Here is a 26,592-nt window from a genome sequence, read left to right as displayed (position 1 = left end):
TTCTATCAAAGAGGAGTTTTTTAAAATGAAAAAGATTGTATTAGCTATTAGTGATTCTGTGTATACGGCATATTTACGTGAGGATTTTATTGGTGCGGGATTTGAAGTAGCTGATAGTGATGTCATGCACATTAAGTATTTAGATGAAATTCTGGATACGGAAAAACCCGATATTCTATGTATTAATGACAAACGATTAAATATTGATGCGGGACACGAAGATAAGCGGGAATTAATTATCTTACAGAAGTTAAGAGACATTCGCTTTCAGAAGGATATTCGGATTGTAGTATTTACAGAGCGTGAAAATGATGATGAGTTTTTAGCGAAACTGATTTATCTAGGTATCTATGACATTTTTAACTCTCGTAAAATTGATATTGATAATAAAGTCATACCGCAGCTTCTACAGGAATCGGATATTAAAAATGTAGTGGAAATTGTAGGAGCAACTCAGGCACCGCAACATACGAAATTGCCCGAAGTTCCTGTTGATGAGGAAGAAGAGGAAGTATCAAGTGAATTAAAGGAAGGTAGCAACAGTAAACTTCCCTCTAAATCTAAATTATTTAAAAACAAACCAAAGAGTAAGTCTATCCAGCAGGAAACACCAAAAGCACCAATTATAAAAAAACAGTATAAATTGGCTTTTGAGCCAGTATATGAGAAGCAAATTGGTATTGCCATTCCAAGAAGAACAATAGTTGTGGCCAGTATGAACAGAAGAAGTGGTGCTACATTTGTTTCACATCTTTTAGCTGCTTACTTAAATGAACTACAGATTGATGTGAATTATATAGAGAATCTATATGATGATGGTTATACGTATCCGTTATTAAAGGGATATACAGAAGCACCAGAAAACTATCGTAGTGAATTTATGTTGCAGCGATATAAAGAGATGCTTCAGAAGGAATCTGATATATTATCAATTCCAAAATGGAAGCAAGGAAGAATAAATTATATTGTAAAGAATCCTATAGTGGACCAAGAGCTGAAAAACGAAACAGAGCAGGACTTCGACCATTTTATTAAGGTTTTATTGGCCAACCAAGAAGCACCTGTATCTATTATTGATGCAGGGAGCGATTGGGATAAAGATTTATACCATGAGATCTGTGAAATGGTGGATTACATATTCTTTGTAGCGGAACCAGATCTGCATCAATTGTTAAAGATAGCGCATCCCCTTACACAAAAAGAAAGAAAGCTCGTTTCTTACTTAGCTTTAGAGAAAGCAAGAATCATTGGGAATAAGTTTTCTCCTGCGCTTTTAAAGCATGAAGTAGTAGAAGAATGTTTTGGAGATAAGGTATTAACTGCTTTACCACCATATGAGATAGAAGATGTATTTGAATCTCAATTAAATAGTAGTACGTTACTATCTAGTCGGAACTATTATAAAGAGCTAGAAGGAATAATGAAGGAAATAGCAGAGTTATTGCTACCAAATCAATTGTTGAATCCCAAAAAAAGTTCCATTTTAAGTGGATTTCGATTTCGAAAGTCTGAAAGTTAAGGGGGATGAAGAGGAATGCAAAAGTTTATTGTTGCAGCAAGTATGTTGTTGTTATTTGTAGGTTGTCTATTCTTTGTAACTGATATGGTGATTGGAGATACAACACATACTGATAATAAATCGTCTTTAGAAAGGGGGGGCGAGATAGCTTTGGTGAAGTCTGTAAAAGTAGGTACTCTACGAGCTGAGGAAGAAATAGCTATTGATCCAGAAAAAGCAAAACAAGAGTTTGAAAAAGCATATAACGGTAATGCGGATTTTAAAGATCCCGCTTCAAAACGTCACTTCACTGTCCATGCTGTACAGGAGAAACCAGCAATGATTGCTGTCGAAGGTGATGCAGAAGCTGCTAGTTATTTTAAGCAATTTGATGAAAAAAAAGAAACGATAAAGAGTAAGGCAAGAAGCATTATTATCTATGATGGGAATGCAAAAGAAAAACAATTAGGTGGAAACTTAAAATAAAGAAAAAGAGTAGGTGCATTAAAAATGCAAAATACAGTAACTACGGCTCTATTCCTGACCTTTTCTTTATTATTAATTAGCCTTTTACCTGAAGGCGTTTTGTATGGAATACAGTTAGTGAAGGCACATAACTTTGCTGCTGATATGGTAGAAATCGCAGAGAATAAGGGTGGATTTCAATATGATTACAATGGAAAAAGAGTTGATTTAGTCCCTGGGATAGAGAAAAGAATGAAAGAAGAAAAGATGGATGGATGGAAGTATCAGTATACAAAGGGACGCATTGATCATAGTCAACCTCTTTCTTTTGAGGTGAAAGCAGAACACCATTTCTTCATATTTAAGTTGATTGGTGTAGATGGCATAAAGGCTCCGATATGGGCGAGTAAAGATGGATTGGGACAAGTGTATTTTAAATAATGAAAATTCTAAGACTTGTACTTTAAAAGGCTATGCTGAAAAGTATAGTTTTTTTGCTAGAAAAATATTTATATATATATATATAAATATATTACAAGCCTATTTCCATATGGTTATATTTACCATATGGAAAAGCGGTTATAAAAAAGTTAATTAATAAATTTATATGTTAAATTATCTGGATTTTATGTTTAAATTAGGTACAATAAAGGAATCTATGAAAAAACTAATATATTTGGAGGAACAAACAATGGCAAACAAATTTTTAAAAACAGCAACAGCATTAACAATTATGGGTACATCATTACTAGGAGCAGGAGCATTTACTGCTAAGGCTGATAACACAGACTCATTAAAATTCAATGATGTTCCAGCAAATCACTGGTCTACGAAAGCAATTTATGATTTAACAAACCGTAAAGTGGTGCAAGGGTATGGAAATAATATTTTTGGTTTTGGTGATAATGTAACTCGTGGGCAAGTTGCTCGTATGATTTATATGTACGTGAAACCAGCAGATGCAGATGCTAGTTTCAAAAATCCGTTTACTGATATTAAAGGACATTTGTTTGAAAAAGAAATCTTAGCACTTGCTAAAGCAGGACTTGTGAATGGATTTGGTGATGGGAAATATGGTCCAGATGATATTTTAACTCGTGAACAAATGGCACAAGTACTTACAAATGCTTTCAAATTCAAAGCTACTAAGACAACATCGTTTACTGACATTGATAAAAACTCATGGGCATTAAAAGCAATTAGTGCATTAGAAGAAAATGGTGTTACTATTGGTACAGGAGATAATATGTATTCACCATATACGCATGTAACTCGTGAACAATATAGCCAGTTCTTATATAACTCTATTAATGCAGTTGAAAAAGAAACAAAACCTGAAGAAAAGCCAGATCCAAAACCTGAAACGAAACCAGAAGAAAAGCCAGAAGTGAAGCCAGACCCAAAACCTGAAACGAAACCAGAAGAAAAGCCAGAAGTGAAGCCAGACCCAAAACCTGAAACAAAACCAGAGGAAAAGCCAGAAGTGAAGCCAGACCCAAAACCTGAAACTAAGCCAGAGACAAAGCCAGAAGTACCAGCAGGCTTAGATGCTAGTTTAGCAAATGAGAAATTGGTTTATTATCCAGAAGCATTAAAAAACCCAATAGTACAGAAACAAGTATCTAGTGAAGCTCAGAGTATCATTAAAGATATTAATAGTACTTATAATACAAGCTTAAAATATAAAGAGATTGGTGGTTCTATTGATTTATTAGATAGTAATATGTATCTACCAGAAGGTTCTATTGGAGCACAATTTTCTGTAGTTGGAAGTTCAGGTGATTTTAAAATGTATTTCCTAGATAACAACAAAGCGACTGTTGAATTAGCGAAACAATGGACTACTTTACTAAGTGGCTTAAATCTAGATAAGGAAATTCAAGAAACGGTTGATGCACGTAAAATAAACAACTATGAAAAAGGAAACTATAAAATTCGCATTGGACAATCTATGGCTGATCACACAATGTATGTAGACGTTCATTCAAAATAATGATATAATAATTTATAATTATAATAAGATATACAAATGATATACGTGAAGGACAAACCTTACGTACCTAACCAATGGTACAGGTTTGTCCTTTTTTATGTTTTAGGGGGGGAAATAATGAAAATAAAAAGTAAACTATTGTTGGTTTGTACTTCTGTTTTATTAGCGATGCCTACAATGGTCGAGGCAAAAAATGCCGATGTACCTTTTCTGAATGGAAATGAGGATAAGTTTCTTAAGTCAAAAGATTTACAAATGAAAGGTAAATTCTATCGATTTGGAAGAGATTATGCACCACCTGGTATAGATTTAGCGTACAAAGGAGACCTTCACTATCCGGCTGTTTACAATGGTTCATTTAATTTTGAAAATCCAAGAGGAAATTTAGTACAAGAAGAAGACCTAAGTGAACCATATGTACGGATTTCAAACGAAGGTTATTGGAATAAGGCTGTCACAGTGGGAGATCGGATGGTTACAGAAATAGAAAGAGTGAATAATGGTGTTATTTCTGATAAATATTGGGGAAATCCTAAATTTGTTTTAGATAATATAAACAGCCATGTCATTTTTAATAATACAGGTTCTGAGAATTATGGAGAATTTTACTGGATTCGTGATATAGCTTATCTTTCTGGTGGATATGCAGGTGCTGGTGGCGTAAATGGAATAAATAAATATAGTTTATGGTATGTACGAACTAGTAAACCTGAAATAAAAGATTTTAAAGTCTCTAGTGGTAAGAAGGATACACCTGTTAAGTTTACATTTAACGGTTTCGAGTATGTAAGTAAAGAGAAAGGATATACAGAACGTGGTCCCAAACTCGATATAGGTAACCCTTATTCATCGATAGCAGGTGAACGAAATCGTGTGCAATGGCTACTAGATATTACTAAAAGTGGTGAAACAGTGTATCATCAAGAAAATTACTTACGTTCAACGCCACAAAAAGATAATCAAAAACCAAATGAAGGTGATGCAGGACGATTTACGAAAGAAGATATAAGTTGGCAGCCTCAGATGTGTGGTCGTTATACTGCAAAATTAAAAATTATTGATGGGGTTCAAAGGGAGTCAAATGAGAAAACAGTTGATTTTATTGTAGATGGAAACTGTGGTACAGAAGTAACACCTAATCCAGATCCAGGTGATGAAGATGATTTTAAATATAAAATTGATTTCTCTGCTGACCGAATTGAAGGAGAAACAGCAAGAGAAGGAAAGAATATAAAAACAAGAATAGATGTATCACGTGATAATTTTAAACCAGAACGTGACCAATACAGGGCAAAGGTAAATAACAATATTAATAAGTCCCAGCAAGAAGTAAATACTTCTGAATCTGATAGGGATAGTGCACAGTCTAGTCTAAGTTATTGTCGTCGTAATCCAATTCATGAGGTAGATGCTGAAGGGAAGGATCACTACTATGATAGAGACTGCTCTTGGGAAGAAAATAGATTGGATAGTGCTGCAAGTAGGCTAGATACAGCAAGGCAGAAGTTAGAAAAAGAGAAAAACAAAATTAAAAAGTTAGATGCACTAGAAGTAAAATATGGAAATTCTGAAACAATAGTCGTGCTCAAGCATAACGGACAACAAGTAGCATCAGAAAAGGTAAGGTTAACTGAGGGAGAAAAGAAAACATTGAACCTTGGCTGGCAACATAAAGGGAAAGGAACAATTCAAGCGGAAATTAACCCTGCTGGTAACCGTATAGACATCGAGGAAACTACGTACAAAAATAATCCTATTAAAACAGTTATCTATGCACCATCTCATGAAAAAGGGATGTGCGGAGTAATGAGTGTAAAAGGTGTAGTAGAAACAGTAAGTGAACGTGTATCAAAAGAAGATATAACTGGGGAAATGTATTATGAAACTTTGACAGGAAGTATTGATAATTTAGCTCCTTCTAAGCTACATTCTGGTTATGGATTTTCGTATGAAGTAAACGGTAAGTACAAAAATGATTGGAATGCAAATTACCCTGGTGTATTTACTGCTGCTAAGGCACAATACCCATTTGAAGACGAAGGATTAAAGGCTACTCAAGATTTAGAGAAGAAAGAACTTAAAGATAATACAGCAAAATTCCTACCTAAAAATATGTATTTATCTGAAGCAACAGGACATGTTTTTGATAGTAAAAGACCAACTAAGTCTTTATATTGGGATGGACAAGAGAAAATCATTGATGGCGGCCAAAAATGGTATTCACCAATGAAGACAAAAGATGGTGTATACACTTTTAATGTAGAAACAGCTCCAGCAGGTATCAATGAAATGAGTTTATGTTTAACTGAGCAATTAGAGATTAAGGGTGTTGCGTACGATGATTTCATAAAAAGAAGAGTATTTCCTGATGATCCATTCCCTGGAGGAAGTGGAGTAGGATGGAACTGGGTAGGGAAAGAAGAACTACTTCATAAACTGACTGATTGGTATTACATGAAGACTGGGAAATAAACATAAAATATAGTATAATTTGATGAATCGACACAATAATATATCCATCATAAACTAGTAGCTGAATGGATAAACCAAAGGCACATCCCTTAATGGGATGTGCCTTTTTTCATAGAAAGGGGAAATTAGAGTGGATAAAAAGAAAAAACAACGTGTAAGACGTGTGATTATTATGGGGGTTGTCGCAATGATTGTATCGCTATACATTGGAAGCGAATTTCAGGATCGGAATGGGAAGAGTTATGCTCCAGCAAAGTATTTTGAAACAGGAACGAAATTGATTTCGTATTAAAAGTACTTTGTTTTATTTCACTAACTATAGTGGATGGATATACATGACATGTACTATAGTTGTTGTTATAATATGTGTAGAAGTATTTCAAAGATAGTTTTTGCATAAACTAATAAAGACGAAGTGATGGTAACACTTCGTCTTATGTAACTGCTACCGCAAGGTGGATGGTTGCTAAAAAAGAGTTTATTTTTTCTTAGAATCACCCTTCAAACGCTTGCCGGCATTGTGGGTGGTTCTTTTCGCTTTTCGTCGCTTTTTTGTATTTTCTTCCAAGACGTTGATAGGTATTTACCTACTCGTTTTGCAAAAAATACAGCGACTTCTCTAGCAATTACTTTCAGAATTTCAATTGCTATCGTGAAAAGTATATCCATTCGATCACCTCCTTTCTCTATAAAATGAAAGAGAAAGGATAGCAACCGACCACCTTGGAATATTCAGTTGCATTAGATTAATTACAACATATTTTCGGGATGCTTAATAGGTTAGAAAACTTGTTATATCAGGGTTTTTGGGGGCTTTTTAATTTATCGATTACGTGTTTATAAATAGAAAAAACAGATATTTTTTAGAAATGATTGACATGAAACTATATATGTCATAATATTGAGATTGTAATATTAAAGAAAATAAATACAACATTTGCATATAGACTTTAGATTAGCTAAAAGGACAAACCTAAGGCGTTTTACGCCATAGGTTTGTCCTTTTTTGCGTTTAAAGGCTAAATAAGGAGGAATACAAACATTGAAGCCGTCTAAGTTTCAAAAGAAGCAGATTGCAGCGGTAGGTTTAGCTGCTATAACAGTAGCGGGTATCTATGGATACAATCATTTTGCAGTAGAAAATGCAGTAAAACCAACGAAAGTTGTTGTAGCTGCAAAGGATATACCTGCGCATACAGAGATTAAAGAAGAAATGCTAGTGGAACGAACATTACCTGGTGATGGGGTTCCTCCAAATGCATTACGCGTAAGTAAAAAAGAGGTTATAGGTAAGTGGACAAATGATGGGCAGCCCATCACCGAAAATAGCTATCTTTTTAAAAATAAAGTAGTAAAGAAAGAGGAGTTAGCTGACTCTGCAATTTTAAATTTGAAAGATGGAGAAGTTGCATTCCCGTTACTCGTTGATTTGGAAACAAGTTCAGGTAATAGTATCATTCCTAACACTTATGTGGACTTGTATTTCAAACAAGTTGTGAAGGACGGGGACAATGAGAAGGTAGTGTTCGGTGGTCTTTTCCAACGAGTACGTGTTACGGCTGCAAAAGATAGCAATACAGAAGATGCATTTGTGTTAGAAAAGAAAGAATCAAAAGAGGAACAAGAAGGAAAACAAAAGCCAAAGATAACGCGATTATATACACTGGCTGTTTCACCTGAACAACTTCAATACTTAAATCGTGCAAAAACAATTGGAGATGTAATCCCTGTCGCAGTCGGACAAAAAGTAGAACAACCAGGGAAAGAACTAGAATCAGCTGAAGGATTCTCGCAAATATCTGATCAAAAGAACATTTTAGACTATGTAGAGAAGCATTCGACCAATCCAATTTCTAAAAATGTAAAAGAGTATGTAGCGCAGTATTTGAACGAATCCAAGTAAGAAAGGGGTAATTAAGATGGAGCGGCAAGTAAGAATCATTGCCTTTTATGCTACAAACGAAAACGTAGGGAAAAGTACGTTAAGTATTGCGATGACAAATGAGCTAGCTCATTTAGGGAAAAAGGTGCTTTATGTAGAAGCGGACCAAGTAAGACCAAACTTCGCGGTTGGAACAGGTCTTAGCCATGAGAGTAAAAACATGCTAGGGCTTGTAAGAAAAGAAAATGAATACAATCTCTTGCAGTATATTTGTACCAAGCAAGATTTACTAGAGAAGAAAGTGAATCCAAGGCTGATGCAAAAATTGCACGATAAAATGGATTTTCTGGTATTTCCATCAGGTTATAGTTTAGCTCAATTCCCTGAGATTCAAAACAAAGAATTGTTTGTAACGACATTTATCGAATCACTTGTAGACACAGAATATGACTACATCATTTTATCGGTACCAACTGAATTATCCGAGATACTGAGTTATCCAATCCTATACCAATCAGACATTGTTGTTCATGTGCTAAATGGCAACCCTCGTGGTGCGCTAGCAATTAAAAGAGAATTACAACTAATAGAAGAAGCAAAGCTAACATTACCTTGTATGATTCATGTTTTAAATATGGGAGATGAGGACTATGTAGAAGATATTGAAAGGCTTTCTTCCCAAAAGATTGCGGTGACAATTCCGTATGACAGAGATCGTACGAGTTATGAATGGGGGATGCAATTTGGTTCCCCGCAAATTAATGCTAAGGTCCATCACATTATGGAAGCAGCTGGTCTTAATATTCCATCTCAGCAATCCTCTATGAAAAAGGGTCTCTTTGGTTTACGAAATTAAAAAGGAGGCAGGTAATATGTGGGGCCATTTACAGGAAAAACAAGTCACCTTAAAGCGAAATCGAGTGGATTTATATCACTTTGGTTATATGATTCGTTCCAAATCAGCTCGAAAGTTAGGAACAACTACAGCTCAACAAATTAAAGACATTACAGATGAAATTCGTGCATTTTTAGTAAAGGAACATCGTGATATCTTAAGTGAATCCTTTATGAATAAAGAGAGAAGAACAGCTGTGGAGCAAATTATTAAAAGCTTTTTACTAAGCAATCAAGTCGTTGTTTCAGATGTACCTTCTGAACAGTTGCTAAATATGGTGTGTGACGAAATTGTCGGATTTGGGATTATAGAACCTTTAAAAGAAGATAAGGATGTAACCGATATTTATATCAATGGCACAAAAGAAATTATTTACGAAAAAATTGGAGAGGGAGAATGTACATTTCCTTACCGATTTGAGACGGAAGAAGAAGTAAAAGCTCTAGCTTATAAGATGGTAAACAGTACATCAGAGTCATTGAATACAGCAAAGCCATATGTGGACTGCGTATTTCCGTATATACGTATCAATATTGCGTTAGATGAACTTGGGGGACTCGGAACAACGATAACGATTCGTAAGAATGCGGATCACCTTCGTGCTTCTGAAGAGCGTATGTTATCTACCAATCAAGCATCGAAAGAAATGTTGAACTTTTTGGCTGCATCTGTGAAAGCCAAAATGAATATTTTAGTTGCTGGAGCCACGGGTACAGGGAAATCAGAGTTTATGAAATATCTTGCTTCTCACATTCCGAAAGGAAAGAAAAAAGAACGTACTCTTGTAGTAGAAGATAACCCTGAATTATATTTGCATCGCATTTTTCCAGAACATCATTTTGTTCCGATGCAGTGTAGGGCATCGGAAGTAGAAGAAAATGCAATCGACTTTGATAGATTGTTAACAAATGCTTTACGTCAAGGGCCAAAGCGATTAATTGTAGGGGAATCGAGGGGGAAAGAAGCGTTAAAAATGATTAACTTTTTCCAAACAGGACACCCTGGTTTCACCTCTGTCCATGCAAGAAGTGCAAAAGAAGCAGTTAGGCGTTTAATGCTTATGTGTCTGCAAAGTGGTGCGAATATTGATGCCCAGTATTTATATGAATTGATTTCACAGACATTTGATGTAATTGTCTTTTTGGAAAAGAAAGATGATGGGAATCGTTATATTACAGAAATGATTGAACTATTGGATTATCAGGAAGATATACAGTTTAATCCATTGTCTCAGTTTATGCCAACATATGAAAAACAAGATGAAATGAATGAAAGAATAGGGAAAATTCATGGCCAACATATTATTACAGGAAGAATATCAGCTGATATGGAGAAGAAATTCCGTTCTTCTACTGTAAATCCAGCTCTTTATGCACCATTCCTTTCAAAACGGGAGGTGCAATATGCATAGTTTATTAGCCTATGGATGCATATTCTTGATATTTATTAGTGTAGTATTGCTCGTTTTACTTTTTGCAAAATCTAAGGGTTCTGCTCTCTCTCAATTTGTACAAGAAAACGAGAAAGAAGAAAGGCGCTTGGAATTAAGGAATATTAAAGGGATACGGATGTATTTGCCACAATCCGTTATCCAAGAAGCCCAAAAGTACGAGTGGAAATTGACAAAAAGCATGTACTGGGTATATACGATTCTTTCCGGAATGAGTATTGCAGCAGTATTCTATTTTTCCTTTGGTAGAGATCCTTTTACACTGATTACCGTTTTATCTGGGTTTTTAGTTCCAAGGTTTCTTCTCTATCGAAGAAAAAAACGTTACTACTTGGTTGTCATTGATCGTCTTTCTATCTATATGAAAGCTGTAGCAAATGCACTTCAAATTAGTAACAATGCAAAACGGGTGTTAGTTCAGGTGAAACCAATGATGCATGAAAGCATTCAAGAAGAAATAGAAAAAGTTTCTCTTTTATTAGAAGGTGGAACCACAATGCATCGTGCATTTAGAGGATTCAATGAAACGTTTAACTTTAGAGAATTGGTTTTCTTCCATGAAATGTTGGAAGTGTGCAGTCGAGAAGGTGGAACAAATTCAGTACAAGTTTTACTAGATATTGCAGAAGATTTCGAAAAACAAAAACTATACCTGGCAAGATTGCGTTCTAGTTTGTCGCAAGCACAACGTGCTTTTGTACAGAACTGCTTAATCGTCATTGCTATGCCGATTGTTATTATGTTGATGTCAAAAGAAGCATATGGATTTTTAGCAGGTTCTATGATAGGGAAAATCGCGTTATCGGTAAATATGTTCATTGTCTTTTTCTTAGCAACCCGTGTAGAAAAGATTGCAAATTATAACCCAACAGAAAGAGGGGAATAAGGTGGCTACGATTTTAGCTGTAGTGGTATTCGTTGTCATGTATTGGGTATTCTCTACCTTTCTACAAAGTAAAAAAGACAGCGGTAGCTTACTTACGAACTATGTAGAAAATGCAAAACGAATTGAAAAGAAGAATTTAAATCAAATGATGCTCGCTCCCTTCCAGTCGTTATCACATAAGTATCTGACAGAAGAAAAGAAAGAGCAGATTCAGAAAAAATTAGAAGAAGCTGGCCTGGATACGAAACCAGAAGAATATTTAAAAATGAAGGTAGCATATCCCATCATTTTCACCACTGTTTTCTTGATATGTACGGTGTTCCATGATTACTACTTATTTAAATTGGGTGTTTTGATTTCACCGCTGCTTTATTTCTATCCTGATTATCTATTAAAGCGAAGAATTAAGCAGGCGATAGAAGCTAGGAAGTTCGAATTACCAGAGTATCTAATTCCTATGCTGCAGTTGTTAAAAACACATACAACATTAGAAGCAGTAAAAAAGGCAGAGATATATGCTGGAAGACATCTTCGTCCGTATGTATCTACACTTACAGCGGAATTAGAAATGTATGCAGGATCGGATCAACCATTTCGAAACTTTGCAGCAGCCTTAAATAGTCCAGAAGTAAATACCTTTACGATTGCATTGCAACAAGCGCAAAAAACGGACAAGGTACAGAGTCTTCGCATTATGGACGCACAAATTAAAATGATGTGCGAGTTAAAACATGAGAACTATAACCGTCTCATTCAAAATAAGCCAATGGAAATGAATAAATTTAACGTGGCTGTTATTGGTTGTATTGTGATTTATCCAATGGTGATTGTTATTCAATCTTTAATGCAAGGATTTGCAAGTTTATAGAAGACATTATTAAAAATGGAATAGGAAAAGGAGTAATACACATGTTAACAAAAATGAAAAGTTGGTTAAAAAACGAAGACTCACAATTATCATCAGAAAACGGTATGTTAATCGCGTTAGCGGTGATTATTGTATTAGTAATTGGCCCGTTCGTATGGAAGGCAATCCAAGGTGGCTATGATACGATTCTAGCTCGATTCACAAAAGCATCAAGCAATGCAGATGTGAATTCTTGGAACAAGTAATAGAAGTTTTAAATTAATGATGTTTTTTACGTATAGCTCAAATAAATGGATAAGGGAGATTCAATCATGTTAACAAAAATGAAAAATTGGTTAAAAAATGAGGATTCACAGTTATCATCAGAAAACGGTATGTTAATTGCCTTGGCGGTGATTATCGTATTAGTAATTGGCCCGTTTGTATGGAAAGCAATCCAAGGTGGTTATGATACGATCCTGGCAAGATTCACAAAAGCATCAAGTAATGCAGACGTAAATTCTTGGAATAAGTAATTAAAGATTTAAATAGATAAGTTCTAATTTTAGTAGATACTTAAAATCGATATATAAAGGAGACGAAATGAAATGTTAGCAAAAATGAAAAGTTGGTTAAAAAACGAAGACTCACAATTATCATCAGAAAACGGTATGTTAATCGCGTTAGCGGTGATTATTGTATTAGTAATTGGCCCGTTCGTATGGAAAGCAATCCAAGGTGGTTATGATACAATTCTAGCTCGATTCACAAAAGCATCAAGCAATGCAGATGTTGATTCTTGGAACAAAAAATAAATATAAAAATAAACGAGGGGGCTACTCTAAAAGTGGTTCCCTTTTTTACACAGTATTTTTATATGAAATTAAGAGGGGAGTAAAGAAAATGAGCCTGTATATCATGGGATTATTTCTAAGTTATATGGTACTTAATGTATTTACCGACTTAAAGTATAGAAAAACAAAAAATATATGGCATTTCATTTTTTTAATAGTAGGTTTAGGTATCACGTATTTTACTGGAATACGAACGGGAAAAGAGATTGTAATTGTACTAACTATGGCCTTAGTATGTGGCTTATTGTTAGAGACATTTAAATTTTCTTCACCCGGTGATACGAAAATGCTTGTGGTGGCAGCTCTATATGTTAGCAATGTAGTAGAAGAATCGGCTATACTTACCGCGATTACATTAACAGCTTTCCATTTACTATTCTTTTGGATTGCTAGTGTTTATCGATTAATTAAAATTTTAGGGTTTGTAGGAGCGATTAAAGACCAATTGGAGCATGCTGCGTCTATATTTGGTGTGAAACTGCCTAAGAAAGAAATAAAGCTAATACAGAGCTTTCCTGGGGCTTGTTCTATTTTACTAGGGGCGACGATTTATATTGTGTTCACTATCTATCAAAATGGAGGTATCTTGGCTTGAACAGTAGAATCATTCATCAAAGGGAAACCTATATTTACTTTACAATTTTTGCGCTAATAGGCGTTCTTATTTTAAACATGTTTATTAATATATTGTTTGTATTAACATATCCTTTACTGATAGGATTAATTGTGCAGGTTATCTTGTTGCAGAAGATAAAGAAGCCATTTTATCGGAACGGGAAAGAATTAACAGAACAATTAAAACTAAAAAATATGTTTCTAGTAGAATCAAATATTTTAGGAGATGAAGAAGGAACAGTTTATGAGGTGCATCAAATGCCTTTTACAATCTCTAATGGATTAATTAATAAAGATAAGACTTATAAAGTGATAAAACAAGAGTATGAGAGAAAAGTCAAAGAGGATTTAACGAAAATTTCTAAATGGCAAGTTACAACAAAAGCTAGACTTGTAACGACAACTCATTTTCGTTTATATACAATTTGGCAGAAAAATAGTACAGGCTATCAGCTAAAGAAGTTAGAAGATTGTATAGATCCATATGCCAAGATGAACTTTATTCAATGGATAATTGCTTCATTCTGTACGACTGGCCGTTTAAAGTATGATAAGAAGCCTAAAGAATGGGAAAGTTACGAATGGATAACCTTAAAATAAAAAGACAAAAGTTATAATACTTTTGTCTTTTTTTCTTGCTATTTCTTCTAACAGTTTCGTGAACTATACATGATTTTTAGCGAGTTCTATAAATGCTTAATATTTTGTCACATCACTAATATCAAGTCCGAAATCGAAAGCATCTATTTCTGCATGATAACCGTAAGATACTAAACCAAAATCTTTATGTGACTCAGGTAAATAAATAAGTACTTTTGCATTTTTATAGTCTTTTAAATTTTATAATTCATACATTTTAATGATTAGATATTTACCGATTCTATTAATTGCATTTGTTCCGCTTGTGATGTTAGAAATCTCATCATAAATGTGTAATGTATGATTTTCACTGTCGAAGATAAATAAAAAAAAGACACCCAAAGGTGCCTTCCTGCGACTTGAACCATCTTAATTTTAATAATATGTATTGGACGTTAATCCAAAGATAATTCTAACATGCTTTCATATAAATGAAAACGGATTATTTAACTTACTTAATTACTTTGTCCATAACTTCTTTATATTTGTTAAATTGTGCATCTTCCATATCACCATTCATTTGTATAAGGAAGTTACCTTTTGCGTAAGTATGAGAGAATAGCATTTGATTACCATTACCTAAATCGTCATAGTATTTCTTAGCTTTTTCAAGATCTTCTTTGTTTTTAAACTCAAATATTCTACCACCACTATCTTCACCTAATGCTGGAACAAGAATGCGCTTTGCTTCTTTTCTAGTATTTCCAAATTCTTTTTCTGGTAGGTCACTAGGATTGTCAGCTTCTAATCCTGCAGCTTTAAATTCTTCAATTACCTTACCAACCGTGACATTACTTGTCATTGATTTAACGCTGTCACAAGCGGATAAACCAAATAATAATAGAGCTCCAATAAGTAATACTGCTAATCTTTTAAACATAGTTGTTCATTCCTCCTAATATAAATCCTTAAATATAATAACAAACTATTCATCTTTATATTGTCATATATTGTCGAGAGGAAATAAAAAAGAGAGCTGGAGCCTTCAAGGGCCATCTTGAAATTCAATACCACAATTCATTTTTGGGGAGTGTATTCAAGAACCTTTTATTTTTGGATTATAAGAGTGCTCTCACATTTACGACAAGCAATCTTCTCTTCCTCAAAAATGAATAAATTCTCAGCATCACATTCTGGGCATACAACCGCAAATGGTGTTTTTATATTTTTATAACATAGGAAAGACATGGCTGCCAGGAATAGAGCAGGTATAACAAGCATCATAAGTAAGAATAGGCCCGCAAAAACGCCTGCAATTATGGAAAGTGGTTTCATTAGTTTTCTACCTACAGAGTTTACTTGATTATCCTTTTTACGAAAAGCAGTAACAAGGTAAGTTTGGGTTTCTTTTACTGGCTCAAATGCATTTACCGTATTGTAATCTTGTTCATCCATAGTGGGATAGGAAGTGTTTGGTCCTTGATACCCTCGTTGTATATAATAGTTGTTTGACTCAGATATTCGTGGCATATACGAGATTCCAGTTCCAGGTATATAAGTTGTTGTTCTTGATTCAGGTGGAATGGAGTTCCCTCCCATACCTGTATATGTAAAGTTAATTTTCACACCCGGGGAAACTTGGATAATTCTACGAAACTTATAACCCATAATATTGTATCCTCTCCATCTAATTAATATAATCATTTACTAATTATAACAAATTTTTAACTTAAAATTAATATATTAAGTTAAAACAAACTAATAAAAAAGAGTAATATTGAAGTTGACTAATTTAAGGCGTTTTAGGAGTTCTTTTTTATAAAAAAAACACCCTAAGGTGCCTTCCTCTAACTTGGACTATCCTGTATTAATGCCATATTTATTAATACATTAATTTATAAAAATAATTAGTTATTCTTCCATGGACCCTAGCTGATATAATATATAAGGAAATTATTAGTTAATTAATACTGCACATATATTATAAGGGGAGGCAAATAAGTTATGCAGATATTGTTAGAAATTTTTTCTGCTATATGTGATTTCTTTTATGCTGTACAACGGATGAAAGAAGAGAACAAGCAAAATAAGGAAGGTACTAGTAGTATGGTCTATGTTTTTTCCGTACTTGTAATTGTAGTAATGATTCTTTTTGCAATGTTTGCAACGCAATAGATGTTCAATCAAGAAGAAAGTATTAGAGAAAACAAGATAGTGAATAATATACATAAGCACCTCACCATCTCCATAGGATGGCGAGGCTTTTTAATGTACCAAAAAAAGACGCCATAAGGTGCCTTCCACCGACTTGATAATTGTATTTTATGTATGAAATCATCACTGTAGTATCTAAGATGAAGGTAAGCAGTTTATACCGTCTTGCTTAGGAAGGTATTACTATTGATTGATTGTGAAGACATGGCTACGATAGTAAGTGCCATCAACATCTAAAACTGCAATATAGCTACCATTCTCGTAAACAGAAGTGATAGGTGTTCTATATGCAGCTCTCCACTCAGTTCCATTCCAATCTTTGTTAGGATAAAGTGTTTGATAGCGAGCTAACGTCAATTCCTTATCATCTAATACACGATAAATTTTCAATGCGTTCCCAGATGCTTGGTCTACCCAATTCGTACTAAATGTTAATGTATCACCTGTGTAATAAGCAGGTTTGAACTGATTAATCCAAAAATCTGGTAATGCAGTCGTACCTTTTGCTAATTCATAGAGGGTTTTGAAAGGCCAGTTGTCAACCGTCGGTGCTTTCTGTACATTTTTCGCTGCTGCCGCTGGCTTTGCATCCAGTGCCGCTAAACCTGTAAATCCACCTAAAGCTAAAGCTCCTGCTAATACTACCTTCGATAATTTTTTCATAATCCGTTTCCTCCTCAGGAATATAATAGTTTATGAGTTCAATTATGTGAGGTCTTAGATGAAAGAGAGTAGTTTATTCTGTCTTACTCAGGACAGAAACGTATTACTTGTTGATTGTAAAGATATTACTTTGATAGAAATTGCCATCAATATTCACAACAGCAATGTAACGACCTGGCTCGTATACTGAATTAATATCAGTACTCCATACAGCTTCGTTAAGAGTGCCGTTATTTACTGGAATTGGATACATAGTTTTGTAGCGAACTAATGAGTTATTATCGAGAACACGATAAATCTTCATTGGATTGCCATCTACTCCGTTGTACCAACCCATTTTAACTGTGAAGTAGTCACCAGTTTTATAAGAAGGCTTAACATCATCCGATAAATAAGCTGGGAAATTCCAAGCAATTTGTGCTAAATCAAATAATGTTGCTGGGTCGCCCCAAGTTGTTGATGCTACTTGTACATTTTCCGCTGCTGCCGCTGGCTTTGCGTCCAATGTTGCTAAACCTGTGAAACCACCTAAAGCTAAAGCTCCGACTAATGCTAATTTCCCTAATTTCATAAAAAAATCCCCCCTAAGGTGCCCACCTTCGACTTGAACCATCAAAACTTGAAATTTTTACATTTTTATAGAAATTATTAGGATAATACATCCGATTTTTATGTTAAGCTATTTGAGCTAGTATTTGTATCAATATTAGGGAGATGAATAGTATGTTGGGCGATTTTAATATAAATTCTAGTAATTATAAAAATGGTGCTGAAATCTTAGAATTATTAGGCAGTTTAAGTCGTTTATTAATTGTACGTGAATTGATTGTAAGTGGGACCTTGACAGTTTCCCAGTTGAACGCTGCGACGCATATTTCGGAACCTATGATTTTACAACATTTACGAAAACTAACTAAAGGTAATATGGTAATTATCGAGCGCAAGGGTACAAAGCTTTATTGTAGAGTAGAAAATAAGAAGGTTATTGATATTATCGGTTTATTGGGATTATTATATTAAGTTCTATTCTATGTCTTTTTTGAATTCAAGCACTTTATAAATAAAACAATAAACAAAAAAAGACATCCCAAGGTCCCTTCCTCCGACTTGAACCACTTTAATTTTAATAATATGTATTGGACTTCCATCCGAATATTGTTTTAACGTATTTATTCATATTTTGTTTACGAAAAAATGAAAAGCATAATATCTTATTACTGCTTGTTCATAGCTTTTATCTGTTCTTCATAAACATACTTAGTAGGCATGAAGTTATTAGGGAAGTCGTTGATTACTTTCTTCATAACGTTTACTTCTTCCTGAGATTTGAGTTCAATACCATTTAGATAATCAAACGCCTTAGATTGTTCATCTGCTAAATAATTCTGTGTCATGTAATCATCTGGGAAGTCTTTCTTTGCTTTTTCTTTGACGGCATTCATAGCAGCTGTTTTATCAATATTTTTTATAGGATTTGTGAATCCCGATGCAGATTGTTGAACATTTTGTTTAGGTTGTTCTTTCTTTTCTGGTTGAGTTTGAATATCTTGTTTAGGTTGTTCTTTCTTTTCTGGTTGAGTTTGAATATCTTGTTTAGGCTGTTCCTTCTTTTCTGGTTGAACTTGAACATCTTGTTTGGGTTGTTTTTGTTTTATTTCTTTTTTTGGTTCGGTTGGAGTTGTTGTAGCTTCTTCTTTAGTGTTTTTTCCGCCAACAACAATTACGACAACGGCAATGATAAACCAAAACCACTACTTTATATAAAATGAGTTTTGCATAATTCGTTTCCTCCGAGTATTTGCAAAGCAGGGAATCGCAGTCCTGAAGAAGTGGATAGAAGACGTCATGCCGTTATGGCGGAGTTAAGAGAAATTCATCAATTACAACTGGAGGGGAAATGGGATTCCAAGACTTGGAACGGATTTGGAAAAGGAGAATTACACAATGGCGTTGCAGCAGGGAAAGTACATGAAGAAGTCGCGTCGTAACTTATATATTGCTTTAGAAGAGTTGGATTTAGTGTTTGATGAAAGCGAAGTGATTCAATTGAGAGAAATGTGGGATGAGGATAAAGATATTCTTGAAATAGCAAAAGAGTTAGGAAGGCATCAACTAGAAATCGCTGCATTAATTATGGATCAGGCAGATAAGAACAAAATCAAATCACGTCCAATGGGGTTAGGGGCATGAAGCAACTAACATTGGAGGATGTAGTCGGAAGTTTTGATTATACCGCAACAAGTACCGTGGACAAATTCTTGAAGCGTAATAGCGTTATGACGCATTTAAAGGGCAGAAACTCATTTGATTAAACGAGGCACCAGTAGGCGTCATAGCGTTAGTAGAAACGTTGGGATTATTGGAATCAGAAAGGAGAAATATGGGCCTCGGATTTACTGGCTATGGGCACTAAATAAAAAAAGGGTCCTTACTATTACGTAAGAACCCCATAATCGCAGAAAAAAAGTTGTATGTGAAACCTAGTGGGAATCACAATAATATTTTAACATCTAAATATACAGTTGTCTATACATCAAATCGAACAACATAGTTATTTAAACGAAGGATCCCTAGATTTAGGGATCTAGGGCCTCTTGTGTTGGTATAACTCACACAATGTTATGAAAAGAAAAGAACTTACTGAAGATAACATATAAATATTTCGTAAATGTATCAAAAAAGTGAACAAAATAGTTATTTGAATGGAAAATGACAGCTGAAATATTAAAATCGTATCAGCTGTCACTAAAATAAAAATTCATTTTTATTAGTAGGTTTTTAGTTGGTATTTTTACTCTTCTTAGAAGAAATTGTACCAAAGATTGCTCCGGACATTGCGCCGATTAAAGTCATAAAAATTGCACTCCATACTGTAAATGACATAAATACACCTCCTAGAAATAAATTATTGTAACTATTTAAAACTATTGTTTCTTATTCTTTTTAATAGAAATCATAATTGCAACAACTGCTAAGAAAATAAGAGGAGACCATGAAAAGAAAGACATTTAGTATTCTCCTTTCAATATTAGTTTTAAATATTTTATAAACCAATTATTACATGTTTATAAATTGAACATATAGGATATGTAATATTGCATATGGAATTGTAGAATATGAAGAAGCGAAGATGATAGTTGAACAAAAACACTGTTTTAATAGAGAACATTTAACAGGACCCGATTAGGGGGACGGGTCCTGTTAATGGAACGATAGATCTTCATAGGATTACCAAAACATTACCATAAAAGGTAATTGACTTCCATTGATTGGATGTTGAGAAAGCTTTTTATAAATGCTTTGTTTTACACAACAAAGCAGCTAGCCAAATTAGCTAACTGCTCGGTTCTCCAAGGGGGAACAAGGAGAAAATCTGATGTCATATACATTATTGACGGAATATTGAATTTTATTCACGAGAGATTATATTCTGAAATTTGGATTATGATAGTCGATATTCTCCATATTGACCAGAAAAGAACTAAAAGTTCTAGTGAAATTCCAAGGGTTCTTTTCTTAGTTTTTTGAGATTCTTTTATCAAATAGCCAACAGCACTAATTGCTATAAGAGTGAAAAGAATAAGTTCGAGTGTAACTGGCATTCTATCTACTCCTAAAAATAAGTTTATATATAACGATTATAAAATATTTTAATGGTTGGTAGTAAAAAATTCAACTGAAATCATCAAAAACCACGATGTTATCGGTATAGAGGATTTGCAAGTATCGAATATGTTAAAGAATCATAAGTTAGCAAAAGCAATTAGTGAGGTATCTTGGTCGCAATTTTGATTCATGTTAGAATACAAAGCAAAATGGTATGGCTAACAAGTTATTGTCGTATCGAAAACATTTGCTTCCAGCCAATTATGTTCTTGTTGTGGATATCAAAATAAAGACGTTAAAAATCTAAACCTACGTGAATGGGACTGTCCTTCTTGTCGTGCAAACCATGATAGGGATATTAACGCAAGTATCAATCTAAAGAATGAAGCAATAAGGCTTCTAACCGCAAGGACTGCGGGGTTAGCCTAATCAATTAGAGTTCGATAGAACTCTTTACTTAGGAATCCCTCACTTCTAAACGAAGTGAAAGTGGGGGTAGTTCAATGGAGAGATGCTTTAGAGGGAAAAGTTATTGCTTTACTGCAATCAGTGATTTGCTAGAAATGGAAGCCGATTCTACACAGCTATCATGTAAAAACTGCAGATGTGGATTGTCTTTTTAAGAAAGATGATCTTGCAATGATTGTGCATCATGATGGAGTGCTAGAAGTGGTTAAGCGTGCAGAAAAAAGTAAACTTTCTGAAGGTAAATTTAAAAAGATAGAGTTTGTAATCCTATCTTTTTCTTATATTCAATTACTACAGAGGATTTAAATTCACTAAAAGAAAGGTAGAAGAGAATATGAATACATCTATGAAAAAAATCTAGTAAATTTATGAGTTGATTTTGCTTTCAAGCGCTTGTTTGGAGTAGAAGGAAACGAGGATATACTCATTGGTTTTCTTAATGCGGTATTACAATCCTCTTTAGATGAGGAAATTATTTCTTTGCATTTAGATGATCCACATCTTCCAAGGGAACAAAAGGATGATAAATTGTCTATTTTAGATTTACGAGCTATCCTTAATAGTGGTATAAAATTAAATATAGAGATACAGGTTCGTGACAAAAAAGACATAATCGAGCGATCTTTGTTCTACTGGGCTGGCATGTATTATTCTCAAATGACTCAGGGGATGAAGTATACAGAATTAAGACCAACTATTTGTATTAATATAGTGGATTTCATTCTGTTTCCAGGAGAAGAGGACTTTCATAATGTCGGTGTAGTCATGAACAAAAAATCGGAGCACATAATTTCAGAGAATAGGCAATTGCATTTTCTTGGGATTCCAAAGGTTATTCGAGAATGGCAAGAAAATCGAATGGATCCATGGAAGGATATATTAGCGCGTTGGCTATTATTATTTCCTGCATATGAAGATGAGAAATTAACTACAATCCTGGAGGGAATCGCGATGGAAAAAGATCCAGTTTTGAAAAAGGCAATGGAGGATTGGGAGCGTTTAAGTAGTGATAAAGACTTTTTACGCTTATATGAGGCGAGAGAGAAGGCAATAAAAGATAGAATATCAGAAATAGAGACGACAGAAGAAAAAGCTGCAAAAGAAGCTAGAATAGCAACTAAGATAGAGATGATTCACAATTTAATTAAAGTAGGTGTACCTATAGAGAAGATAGCGGAAGCCACTGAATTAAGTGTAGGAGAGGTTAATGAAATTTTAAAAAAATAAAGAGTAAATATAAATGATAAAAAACAGGTAATTGTGATTACGAACAATTACCTGTTTTTTATTCTTTTTGTTTGATGCCCAGTTTTTGATTACAACAATACTTTTTCTTGTTTTAGAGTTTCCTCTAATTCATAAAGAAATTTATTGTGTTGTTATTATAAAAAAAGAAGATATCGATTAAAATGTCTTCTTTTACTTGTACACTTAGTGTTAAGAAGGTATTGTATTGCTTAAAAACCATAAAAAAATATAACAATCATCGAGTAAGTCTATTATAGCATCAATAAATAAAGTTTTATATGCAATATTACATATATATAGATTTATTTATATTTTATCTATATAATTAAATTGTCTGTTTCTTGTTTTAATTCGTTTGTTTATTTTGGAGCGCTCCAGCAATGGAGCCTTTTTTTATGTAATAAAACATTTCTTTTGGATTACTTAGTTAATCTATATTAACTTTATCTTCTTAAGTAATATCTATATTTTACCAAATAGTTATACAGATAACCAGTTTTTTCTAATAATCTAATGGATTGATAATTTTACTGTTATTTGTTAATCCTTATAGGAAAATTTATCATACAATGAAGATTGAGAAATCAATAATTATAAAAAACTTATAGTATCTTTTGGGAAAATATTTATAATTTATATATTAATATGTTATAATTTCATCTCTAAAACTACCCAAAAAGGACTGCCTAATGGTGGTCTTTTTTATATTGGTGAGATTGTACTAGTATGATAGAAGAGGATTAACTGTATATTGTGAGGGTGATTGGTTATCCCTTCTTTCCATTTGGAAGGAAAGGGGGTGATATACCTATGGGGTTTTTGTTTAAGCTTCTAAAAGAATTTGTGAAAGCCATTGTACGTGAAGTTTCTGCGTATGTTTTTAGGAAAAAAATTTTAGAAAAAGATAACAAAAAAACCACTCCTCGTCGCCGTCCAAAGCAAAAGGGTGGGTTTCGTAAAAAATAAATGATATAACCACCACCCTGATGGTAGCAGTTATTAGAAGAAATGTTAGCGCATCTCTTCTTTTATTATATACGCAAGCAATTACTGTAATACTACTACAGTAATTGTATCAAACGTACATAGAAAATCAATGAGCACGTAATAGAGATAATGTACAAAAGAAAAGACAACTAAATGTGCCTTCCTCCAACTTGAATTACTTTAATTCTAAGAATATGTATTGGTCTCCCATTCAAGTATCATTTTTCTTAATGAATAATTGGGATATTTTAGGTTGTTTTTTACTGTTTTTATGTTAAGATATTTTGGTTGTTATTCATCTTATTTTAGGAGGTTGGAAGATCTGTTACATGCTTTTCATATGGATTTTAGTTTCTATACAGAAAATATAAAAGTTTTAGGATTATTAGGGAATTCTACTCGTTTATCAATTGTTTGTAAATTGATTACATATGGATCGTTGTCAGTTTCTGATTTAAGTAAGCAAACAAGAATTACAGAGGATTTAATTGTACAACATTTGCGTAAATTAGCCTTTGGAAATATTGTAATTAGTGAACGTATAGGGAAAAGGCTTTATTTTAAAATAAAAGATAATAAAACAATTGAGATTATTAAGGTATTAGGGTTACAAAGTTAAATTTAATTACTTTCGCTACAAATGATTTTGCTATAAATTAATTGTGCAAAATTACATTTAGCTCGCCTACGGAAGAAATAGGTGGGCTTTTTAATGTAGAAAAAAAGACACCAAAAGGTGCTTTCCTCCGACTTGATCCACTTTAATTTTAATAATATGTATTGGGCCCCTATTTAAGTGTTATTTTACGGCATTAAGTAATGCCAGTTGTTAAGAAAAAAGGCACTCCTTCGAGTGCCTTTTTCCTATTCTACTTTTAACTTAATTTCTTTACCTGTCATACCGCCACTAGCTTTTAAGAAAAGACCTTCAGCATCTTTTGGTATATCAAATACAATTTTACCTGTCTGTGTTAGACCGGGATTCAATTGTTTTAAGAAGAAGTCAGTTTTCCCACCATTAGTTAAGTCAAAAGATGTTTGACCTTGTGTTGAATATGTGAATTCACGACCTTTGTTATCTACTAATTTAAAACTATTAGCATCAACAGTAATAGCGTCTTTTTGATTATTAGTAAGTGTAACTTCTAAAATTTTAAAGACACCTTGTGCTTGTTCTTTTGTATATTCATTACCCACAGAATCTACTGTTTCCATAGATCCTACAGCGATTTTTACATCAGAAGATACACCTTCTTTTGATACTGCTTTAGTGTCTGTTGAAGTTTTTTCTGTTGAGTCTCCACCACCAGCGACCATAGCAATTATTCCGATTACAAATAAAGCTATAATGCCTAGGCATCCAAATTTAAATATTTTTCCCACGTTTGTTCCTCCAATTATGTAAAATATAAGATTGCCAAGCTAATAATAACAAACTATATATAAAGATATTGTCATATTATGTCGAAAGGAAATAAAAAAGATAGTTTAGAATTTTCAGGCTGAAATTCCGTCTTATGACCTATTTTTCCTCGCATCTTGGCAGTACTTCTTACTCATAAAAAAAGACACCCAAAGGTGCCTTCTTCCTACTTAAACCACTTTAATTTTTGGACTCTCATCCTCACCGAATGGAAAGTAGAGATGATTCAATTATGTACCGATCTGGAGCGTCTCCTATATAGTCAAAAGGATAACACGTTGTTAATGTTAATGTTGGCTCACTTTTTTCTACAATAACTGTTCGATCTTCTGAATCTGTTATCCAATGCTTGTTAATTGTATATGTATATGTTTTATTTTCATATTCCACAATAAGTTGGTCATTTTCCTTTAGTTGACCAAGCTCGGTAAAAACAGTATCTCTATGTCCACTTAAAACTGTATGGCCATTTCTAGATGGTGTAGTAGTTAAGTCACTAACAAACATACCTACACCCTTTTTTAGTACTTTATCATCAGCTCCCCAATATACAGAGTATTTCTTTTGTATTTTAGGGATAATTAAATACGCTACTTTATCTCCTAACTGATGGTTTACCTTTGAAGCGGGAATTTGTACAGATTCTTCAGGTTGTAATGAAGTTTCCGTCTCTGTCTCTGTTTGATTGCTATTTTGCGCTTCATTTTCTTTAGAAGGTGTGGAGGTCTCATATTGTTTAGCCTCGTTAGTTGTTAACGATTCTGCTGATTGTCTAGCACTATACCATTCTAGAAAATAATAGGAAAAGATAGTAAGTCCAATAATAGTTAAACATAAGCCTATCCATTGTTTTTTATTCACTCTTATCACTCCATTTGAAAACGACAGGATTTCTCCTGCCGTTTTAAGGAACTATTTTATGCGTTTGTCTTTTTACGACGGAACATTAATACAGATCCAGCTAATGCTAATCCTAAGCTTGCTAACATCATTGTAACACCGTTTGATGCTGTATTAGGTAATTTCTCACCTTGTTTTTTCGTTTCTTTTTTCACAGTTGTATTAGTATTTTTCTTTGTTTCTTTTACAGTTGTTTGAGGCTTAGTTTGTTCTTGTTTATTATTTGTTGTTTGGTTATTTTGTTTTGAATTCTCTTGTTTATTGTTTTCTTGTTTAGGTTGTTCTTGAGGATTAGTAGTTTCTTTATTTTCTGTTGTAGTATTTGTGCTCTTTGGATATTTATAATCTTCACATGGAATGCCGTCTTTATCATTATCTAAACGATGTGGATCATTCCCAACACCATATCCATTTTGATCCCAGAATGCTTGAGCATCTTGTTGACTTTTAAAATGTCCACAGTTTTTTGTATCATTAGGACTCTTAGCTGCAAATGCAGAAGAACTGTACCCCACTGTTAATAGTGTTACCGCTGTTGCTGAAGCTAATAATTTTTTCATAATTTTCTCCATCTCCCTAAATGGTATGTATTTACATTGAAATATTTTACATTTAAAAAATTAAAAATACAATAATAATTTGTAGAT

At 33.6% G+C, this 26,592-nt stretch carries 32 protein-coding genes and 3 pseudogenes; 25 read left to right on the top strand and 10 right to left on the bottom strand.

The genetic code is table 11. The features are described from left to right. Window positions 1-25 precede the first annotated feature (25 nt). The 6 genes from ACUN13_RS26550 (at window position 26) to ACUN13_RS26525 (ending at window position 6,720) form a co-directional block, all read left to right on the top strand. The gene (locus ACUN13_RS26550) at window positions 26-1,519 is read left to right on the top strand and encodes a hypothetical protein (RefSeq protein ID WP_088344548.1); all 1,494 of its coding nucleotides are present in this window, start codon (window positions 26-28) and stop codon (window positions 1,517-1,519) included. A gap of 15 nt (window positions 1,520-1,534) precedes the next feature. After that, a complete protein-coding gene (locus tag ACUN13_RS26545) occupies window positions 1,535-1,984 on the top strand; it encodes a hypothetical protein (protein ID WP_001168894.1) in 450 nt (149 codons plus the stop codon). 24 nt (window positions 1,985-2,008) lie between these two features. Then, window positions 2,009-2,404, top strand: a complete 396-nt coding sequence (locus tag ACUN13_RS26540) for a DUF4320 family protein (protein WP_088344550.1) — start codon at window positions 2,009-2,011, stop codon at window positions 2,402-2,404. A gap of 187 nt (window positions 2,405-2,591) precedes the next feature. Continuing rightward, a complete protein-coding gene (locus ACUN13_RS26535) occupies window positions 2,592-3,956 on the top strand; it encodes an S-layer homology domain-containing protein (RefSeq protein WP_088344594.1) in 1,365 nt (454 codons plus the stop codon). A gap of 117 nt (window positions 3,957-4,073) precedes the next feature. Then, complete coding sequence (locus tag ACUN13_RS26530) at window positions 4,074-6,428, top strand: hypothetical protein (RefSeq protein ID WP_088344552.1); 2,355 nt, start codon at window positions 4,074-4,076, stop codon at window positions 6,426-6,428. A 130-nt stretch (window positions 6,429-6,558) separates the two neighbouring features. Next, the gene (locus tag ACUN13_RS26525; RefSeq protein ID WP_162900602.1) at window positions 6,559-6,720 is read left to right on the top strand and encodes a hypothetical protein; all 162 of its coding nucleotides are present in this window, start codon (window positions 6,559-6,561) and stop codon (window positions 6,718-6,720) included. A gap of 186 nt (window positions 6,721-6,906) precedes the next feature. Here ACUN13_RS26525 and ACUN13_RS26520 read toward each other — a convergent pair. After that, window positions 6,907-7,097 (bottom strand): annotated as a pseudogene (locus ACUN13_RS26520) (hypothetical protein). A 373-nt stretch (window positions 7,098-7,470) separates the two neighbouring features. On the opposite strand from ACUN13_RS26520, the gene cpaB reads away from it, so the two are divergent. The 10 genes from cpaB to ACUN13_RS26470 all read left to right on the top strand — a co-directional run bounded on the left by cpaB (window position 7,471) and on the right by ACUN13_RS26470 (window position 14,457). Beyond that, a complete protein-coding gene (gene cpaB / locus ACUN13_RS26515; protein WP_088344554.1) occupies window positions 7,471-8,331 on the top strand; it encodes a Flp pilus assembly protein CpaB in 861 nt (286 codons plus the stop codon). Window positions 8,332-8,347: 16 nt separating this feature from the next. After that, window positions 8,348-9,166 (top strand): AAA family ATPase, encoded by an 819-nt coding sequence (locus tag ACUN13_RS26510; protein WP_088344556.1) that lies wholly within the window; start codon window positions 8,348-8,350, stop codon window positions 9,164-9,166. Between the two features lie 16 nt (window positions 9,167-9,182). After that, entirely contained in the window at window positions 9,183-10,616 is a 1,434-nt protein-coding gene (locus ACUN13_RS26505; protein WP_088344558.1) for an ATPase, T2SS/T4P/T4SS family, read from the top strand. Beyond that, the gene (locus tag ACUN13_RS26500; RefSeq protein ID WP_088344560.1) at window positions 10,609-11,541 is read left to right on the top strand and encodes a hypothetical protein; all 933 of its coding nucleotides are present in this window, start codon (window positions 10,609-10,611) and stop codon (window positions 11,539-11,541) included. The genes ACUN13_RS26505 and ACUN13_RS26500 overlap by 8 nt, the downstream gene beginning before the upstream one ends. A gap of 1 nt (window position 11,542) precedes the next feature. Beyond that, window positions 11,543-12,409: a hypothetical protein gene (locus tag ACUN13_RS26495; RefSeq protein ID WP_445424024.1), complete on the top strand. Its 867-nt coding sequence runs from the start codon at window positions 11,543-11,545 to the stop codon at window positions 12,407-12,409. Between the two features lie 41 nt (window positions 12,410-12,450). Further along, complete coding sequence (locus ACUN13_RS26490) at window positions 12,451-12,654, top strand: hypothetical protein (protein WP_060852559.1); 204 nt, start codon at window positions 12,451-12,453, stop codon at window positions 12,652-12,654. A 66-nt stretch (window positions 12,655-12,720) separates the two neighbouring features. Continuing rightward, window positions 12,721-12,924, top strand: coding sequence for a hypothetical protein (locus ACUN13_RS26485; protein WP_000956353.1), 204 nt, complete (start codon window positions 12,721-12,723; stop codon window positions 12,922-12,924). A gap of 72 nt (window positions 12,925-12,996) precedes the next feature. Beyond that, on the top strand, window positions 12,997-13,203 hold the full coding sequence (locus ACUN13_RS26480) for a hypothetical protein (RefSeq protein ID WP_000879960.1): 207 nt from the start codon (window positions 12,997-12,999) through the stop codon (window positions 13,201-13,203). Window positions 13,204-13,291: 88 nt separating this feature from the next. Then, the gene (locus ACUN13_RS26475; RefSeq protein ID WP_000061105.1) at window positions 13,292-13,837 is read left to right on the top strand and encodes a hypothetical protein; all 546 of its coding nucleotides are present in this window, start codon (window positions 13,292-13,294) and stop codon (window positions 13,835-13,837) included. Beyond that, the gene (locus ACUN13_RS26470; RefSeq protein ID WP_060852560.1) at window positions 13,834-14,457 is read left to right on the top strand and encodes a hypothetical protein; all 624 of its coding nucleotides are present in this window, start codon (window positions 13,834-13,836) and stop codon (window positions 14,455-14,457) included. The genes ACUN13_RS26475 and ACUN13_RS26470 overlap by 4 nt, the downstream gene beginning before the upstream one ends. A gap of 490 nt (window positions 14,458-14,947) precedes the next feature. On the opposite strand, the gene ACUN13_RS26465 is transcribed toward ACUN13_RS26470, so the two are convergent. Continuing rightward, window positions 14,948-15,376 (bottom strand): hypothetical protein, encoded by a 429-nt coding sequence (locus ACUN13_RS26465; protein ID WP_000476458.1) that lies wholly within the window; start codon window positions 15,374-15,376, stop codon window positions 14,948-14,950. Between the two features lie 167 nt (window positions 15,377-15,543). Then, window positions 15,544-16,104, bottom strand: coding sequence for a DUF4236 domain-containing protein (locus tag ACUN13_RS26460; RefSeq protein ID WP_089607999.1), 561 nt, complete (start codon window positions 16,102-16,104; stop codon window positions 15,544-15,546). Between the two features lie 336 nt (window positions 16,105-16,440). On the opposite strand from ACUN13_RS26460, the gene ACUN13_RS26455 reads away from it, so the two are divergent. Continuing rightward, window positions 16,441-16,611 carry a hypothetical protein gene (locus tag ACUN13_RS26455; protein WP_016078559.1) on the top strand — a complete coding sequence of 57 codons (171 nt, stop codon included), beginning with the start codon at window positions 16,441-16,443 and terminating at the stop codon, window positions 16,609-16,611. A 222-nt stretch (window positions 16,612-16,833) separates the two neighbouring features. Here the strand turns inward: ACUN13_RS26455 and ACUN13_RS26450 are convergent, their stop codons facing one another. Beyond that, the gene (locus ACUN13_RS26450; protein WP_445424023.1) at window positions 16,834-17,313 is read right to left on the bottom strand and encodes a DUF5065 family protein; all 480 of its coding nucleotides are present in this window, start codon (window positions 17,311-17,313) and stop codon (window positions 16,834-16,836) included. A gap of 103 nt (window positions 17,314-17,416) precedes the next feature. Continuing rightward, the gene (locus ACUN13_RS26445) at window positions 17,417-17,884 is read right to left on the bottom strand and encodes a DUF5065 family protein (RefSeq protein ID WP_025689478.1); all 468 of its coding nucleotides are present in this window, start codon (window positions 17,882-17,884) and stop codon (window positions 17,417-17,419) included. Between the two features lie 152 nt (window positions 17,885-18,036). On the opposite strand from ACUN13_RS26445, the gene ACUN13_RS26440 reads away from it, so the two are divergent. Next, on the top strand, window positions 18,037-18,333 hold the full coding sequence (locus ACUN13_RS26440) for an ArsR family transcriptional regulator (protein WP_409532535.1): 297 nt from the start codon (window positions 18,037-18,039) through the stop codon (window positions 18,331-18,333). Between the two features lie 194 nt (window positions 18,334-18,527). Here ACUN13_RS26440 and ACUN13_RS26435 read toward each other — a convergent pair whose 3' ends face one another. Then, window positions 18,528-19,034: a hypothetical protein gene (locus ACUN13_RS26435; RefSeq protein ID WP_409532557.1), complete on the bottom strand. Its 507-nt coding sequence runs from the start codon at window positions 19,032-19,034 to the stop codon at window positions 18,528-18,530. Between the two features lie 51 nt (window positions 19,035-19,085). Here ACUN13_RS26435 and ACUN13_RS26430 point away from each other — a divergent pair, with 51 nt between their 5' ends. Genes ACUN13_RS26430 through ACUN13_RS26420 form a run of 3 tightly spaced genes read left to right on the top strand, consistent with a single transcriptional unit; the run spans window position 19,086 to window position 19,625 of the window. Then, on the top strand, window positions 19,086-19,301 hold the full coding sequence (locus ACUN13_RS26430) for a hypothetical protein (protein ID WP_080016504.1): 216 nt from the start codon (window positions 19,086-19,088) through the stop codon (window positions 19,299-19,301). Further along, window positions 19,258-19,503 (top strand): hypothetical protein, encoded by a 246-nt coding sequence (locus ACUN13_RS26425; RefSeq protein WP_002099119.1) that lies wholly within the window; start codon window positions 19,258-19,260, stop codon window positions 19,501-19,503. Before ACUN13_RS26430 ends, ACUN13_RS26425 begins: the two co-directional genes overlap by 44 nt. Further along, the gene (locus ACUN13_RS26420; RefSeq protein ID WP_254912702.1) at window positions 19,500-19,625 is read left to right on the top strand and encodes a hypothetical protein; all 126 of its coding nucleotides are present in this window, start codon (window positions 19,500-19,502) and stop codon (window positions 19,623-19,625) included. The genes ACUN13_RS26425 and ACUN13_RS26420 overlap by 4 nt, the downstream gene beginning before the upstream one ends. A 1,101-nt stretch (window positions 19,626-20,726) precedes the next feature. On the opposite strand, the gene ACUN13_RS26415 is transcribed toward ACUN13_RS26420, so the two are convergent. Further along, a complete protein-coding gene (locus ACUN13_RS26415) occupies window positions 20,727-20,915 on the bottom strand; it encodes a hypothetical protein (RefSeq protein ID WP_088344566.1) in 189 nt (62 codons plus the stop codon). Window positions 20,916-20,979: 64 nt separating this feature from the next. On the opposite strand from ACUN13_RS26415, the pseudogene ACUN13_RS26410 reads away from it, so the two are divergent. The 4 genes and pseudogenes from ACUN13_RS26410 to ACUN13_RS26395 all read left to right on the top strand — a co-directional run. Beyond that, window positions 20,980-21,348, top strand: a pseudogene (locus tag ACUN13_RS26410) (RNA-guided endonuclease TnpB family protein); the annotation flags it as partial. A gap of 373 nt (window positions 21,349-21,721) precedes the next feature. Continuing rightward, a pseudogene (locus ACUN13_RS26405) lies at window positions 21,722-22,614 on the top strand (Rpn family recombination-promoting nuclease/putative transposase). An 831-nt stretch (window positions 22,615-23,445) separates the two neighbouring features. Further along, complete coding sequence (locus ACUN13_RS26400) at window positions 23,446-23,601, top strand: hypothetical protein (RefSeq protein WP_000506118.1); 156 nt, start codon at window positions 23,446-23,448, stop codon at window positions 23,599-23,601. Window positions 23,602-23,962: 361 nt separating this feature from the next. Further along, window positions 23,963-24,241 carry an ArsR/SmtB family transcription factor gene (locus tag ACUN13_RS26395; protein WP_000347619.1) on the top strand — a complete coding sequence of 93 codons (279 nt, stop codon included), beginning with the start codon at window positions 23,963-23,965 and terminating at the stop codon, window positions 24,239-24,241. Between the two features lie 245 nt (window positions 24,242-24,486). On the opposite strand, the gene ACUN13_RS26390 is transcribed toward ACUN13_RS26395, so the two are convergent. The 3 genes from ACUN13_RS26390 to ACUN13_RS26380 form a co-directional block, all read right to left on the bottom strand. Further along, a complete protein-coding gene (locus ACUN13_RS26390; RefSeq protein WP_000516002.1) occupies window positions 24,487-25,005 on the bottom strand; it encodes a DUF4352 domain-containing protein in 519 nt (172 codons plus the stop codon). A gap of 241 nt (window positions 25,006-25,246) precedes the next feature. After that, the gene (locus ACUN13_RS26385; RefSeq protein WP_001036091.1) at window positions 25,247-25,906 is read right to left on the bottom strand and encodes a class D sortase; all 660 of its coding nucleotides are present in this window, start codon (window positions 25,904-25,906) and stop codon (window positions 25,247-25,249) included. A 56-nt stretch (window positions 25,907-25,962) separates the two neighbouring features. Further along, complete coding sequence (locus tag ACUN13_RS26380) at window positions 25,963-26,505, bottom strand: excalibur calcium-binding domain-containing protein (protein WP_000734542.1); 543 nt, start codon at window positions 26,503-26,505, stop codon at window positions 25,963-25,965. Window positions 26,506-26,592 lie beyond the last annotated feature (87 nt).

The organism is Bacillus cereus group sp. Bce041, assembly GCF_052646455.1.
The sequence above is the reverse complement of the archived record's forward strand: the minus strand, read 5'-3'. Positions and strand labels throughout refer to the sequence as shown.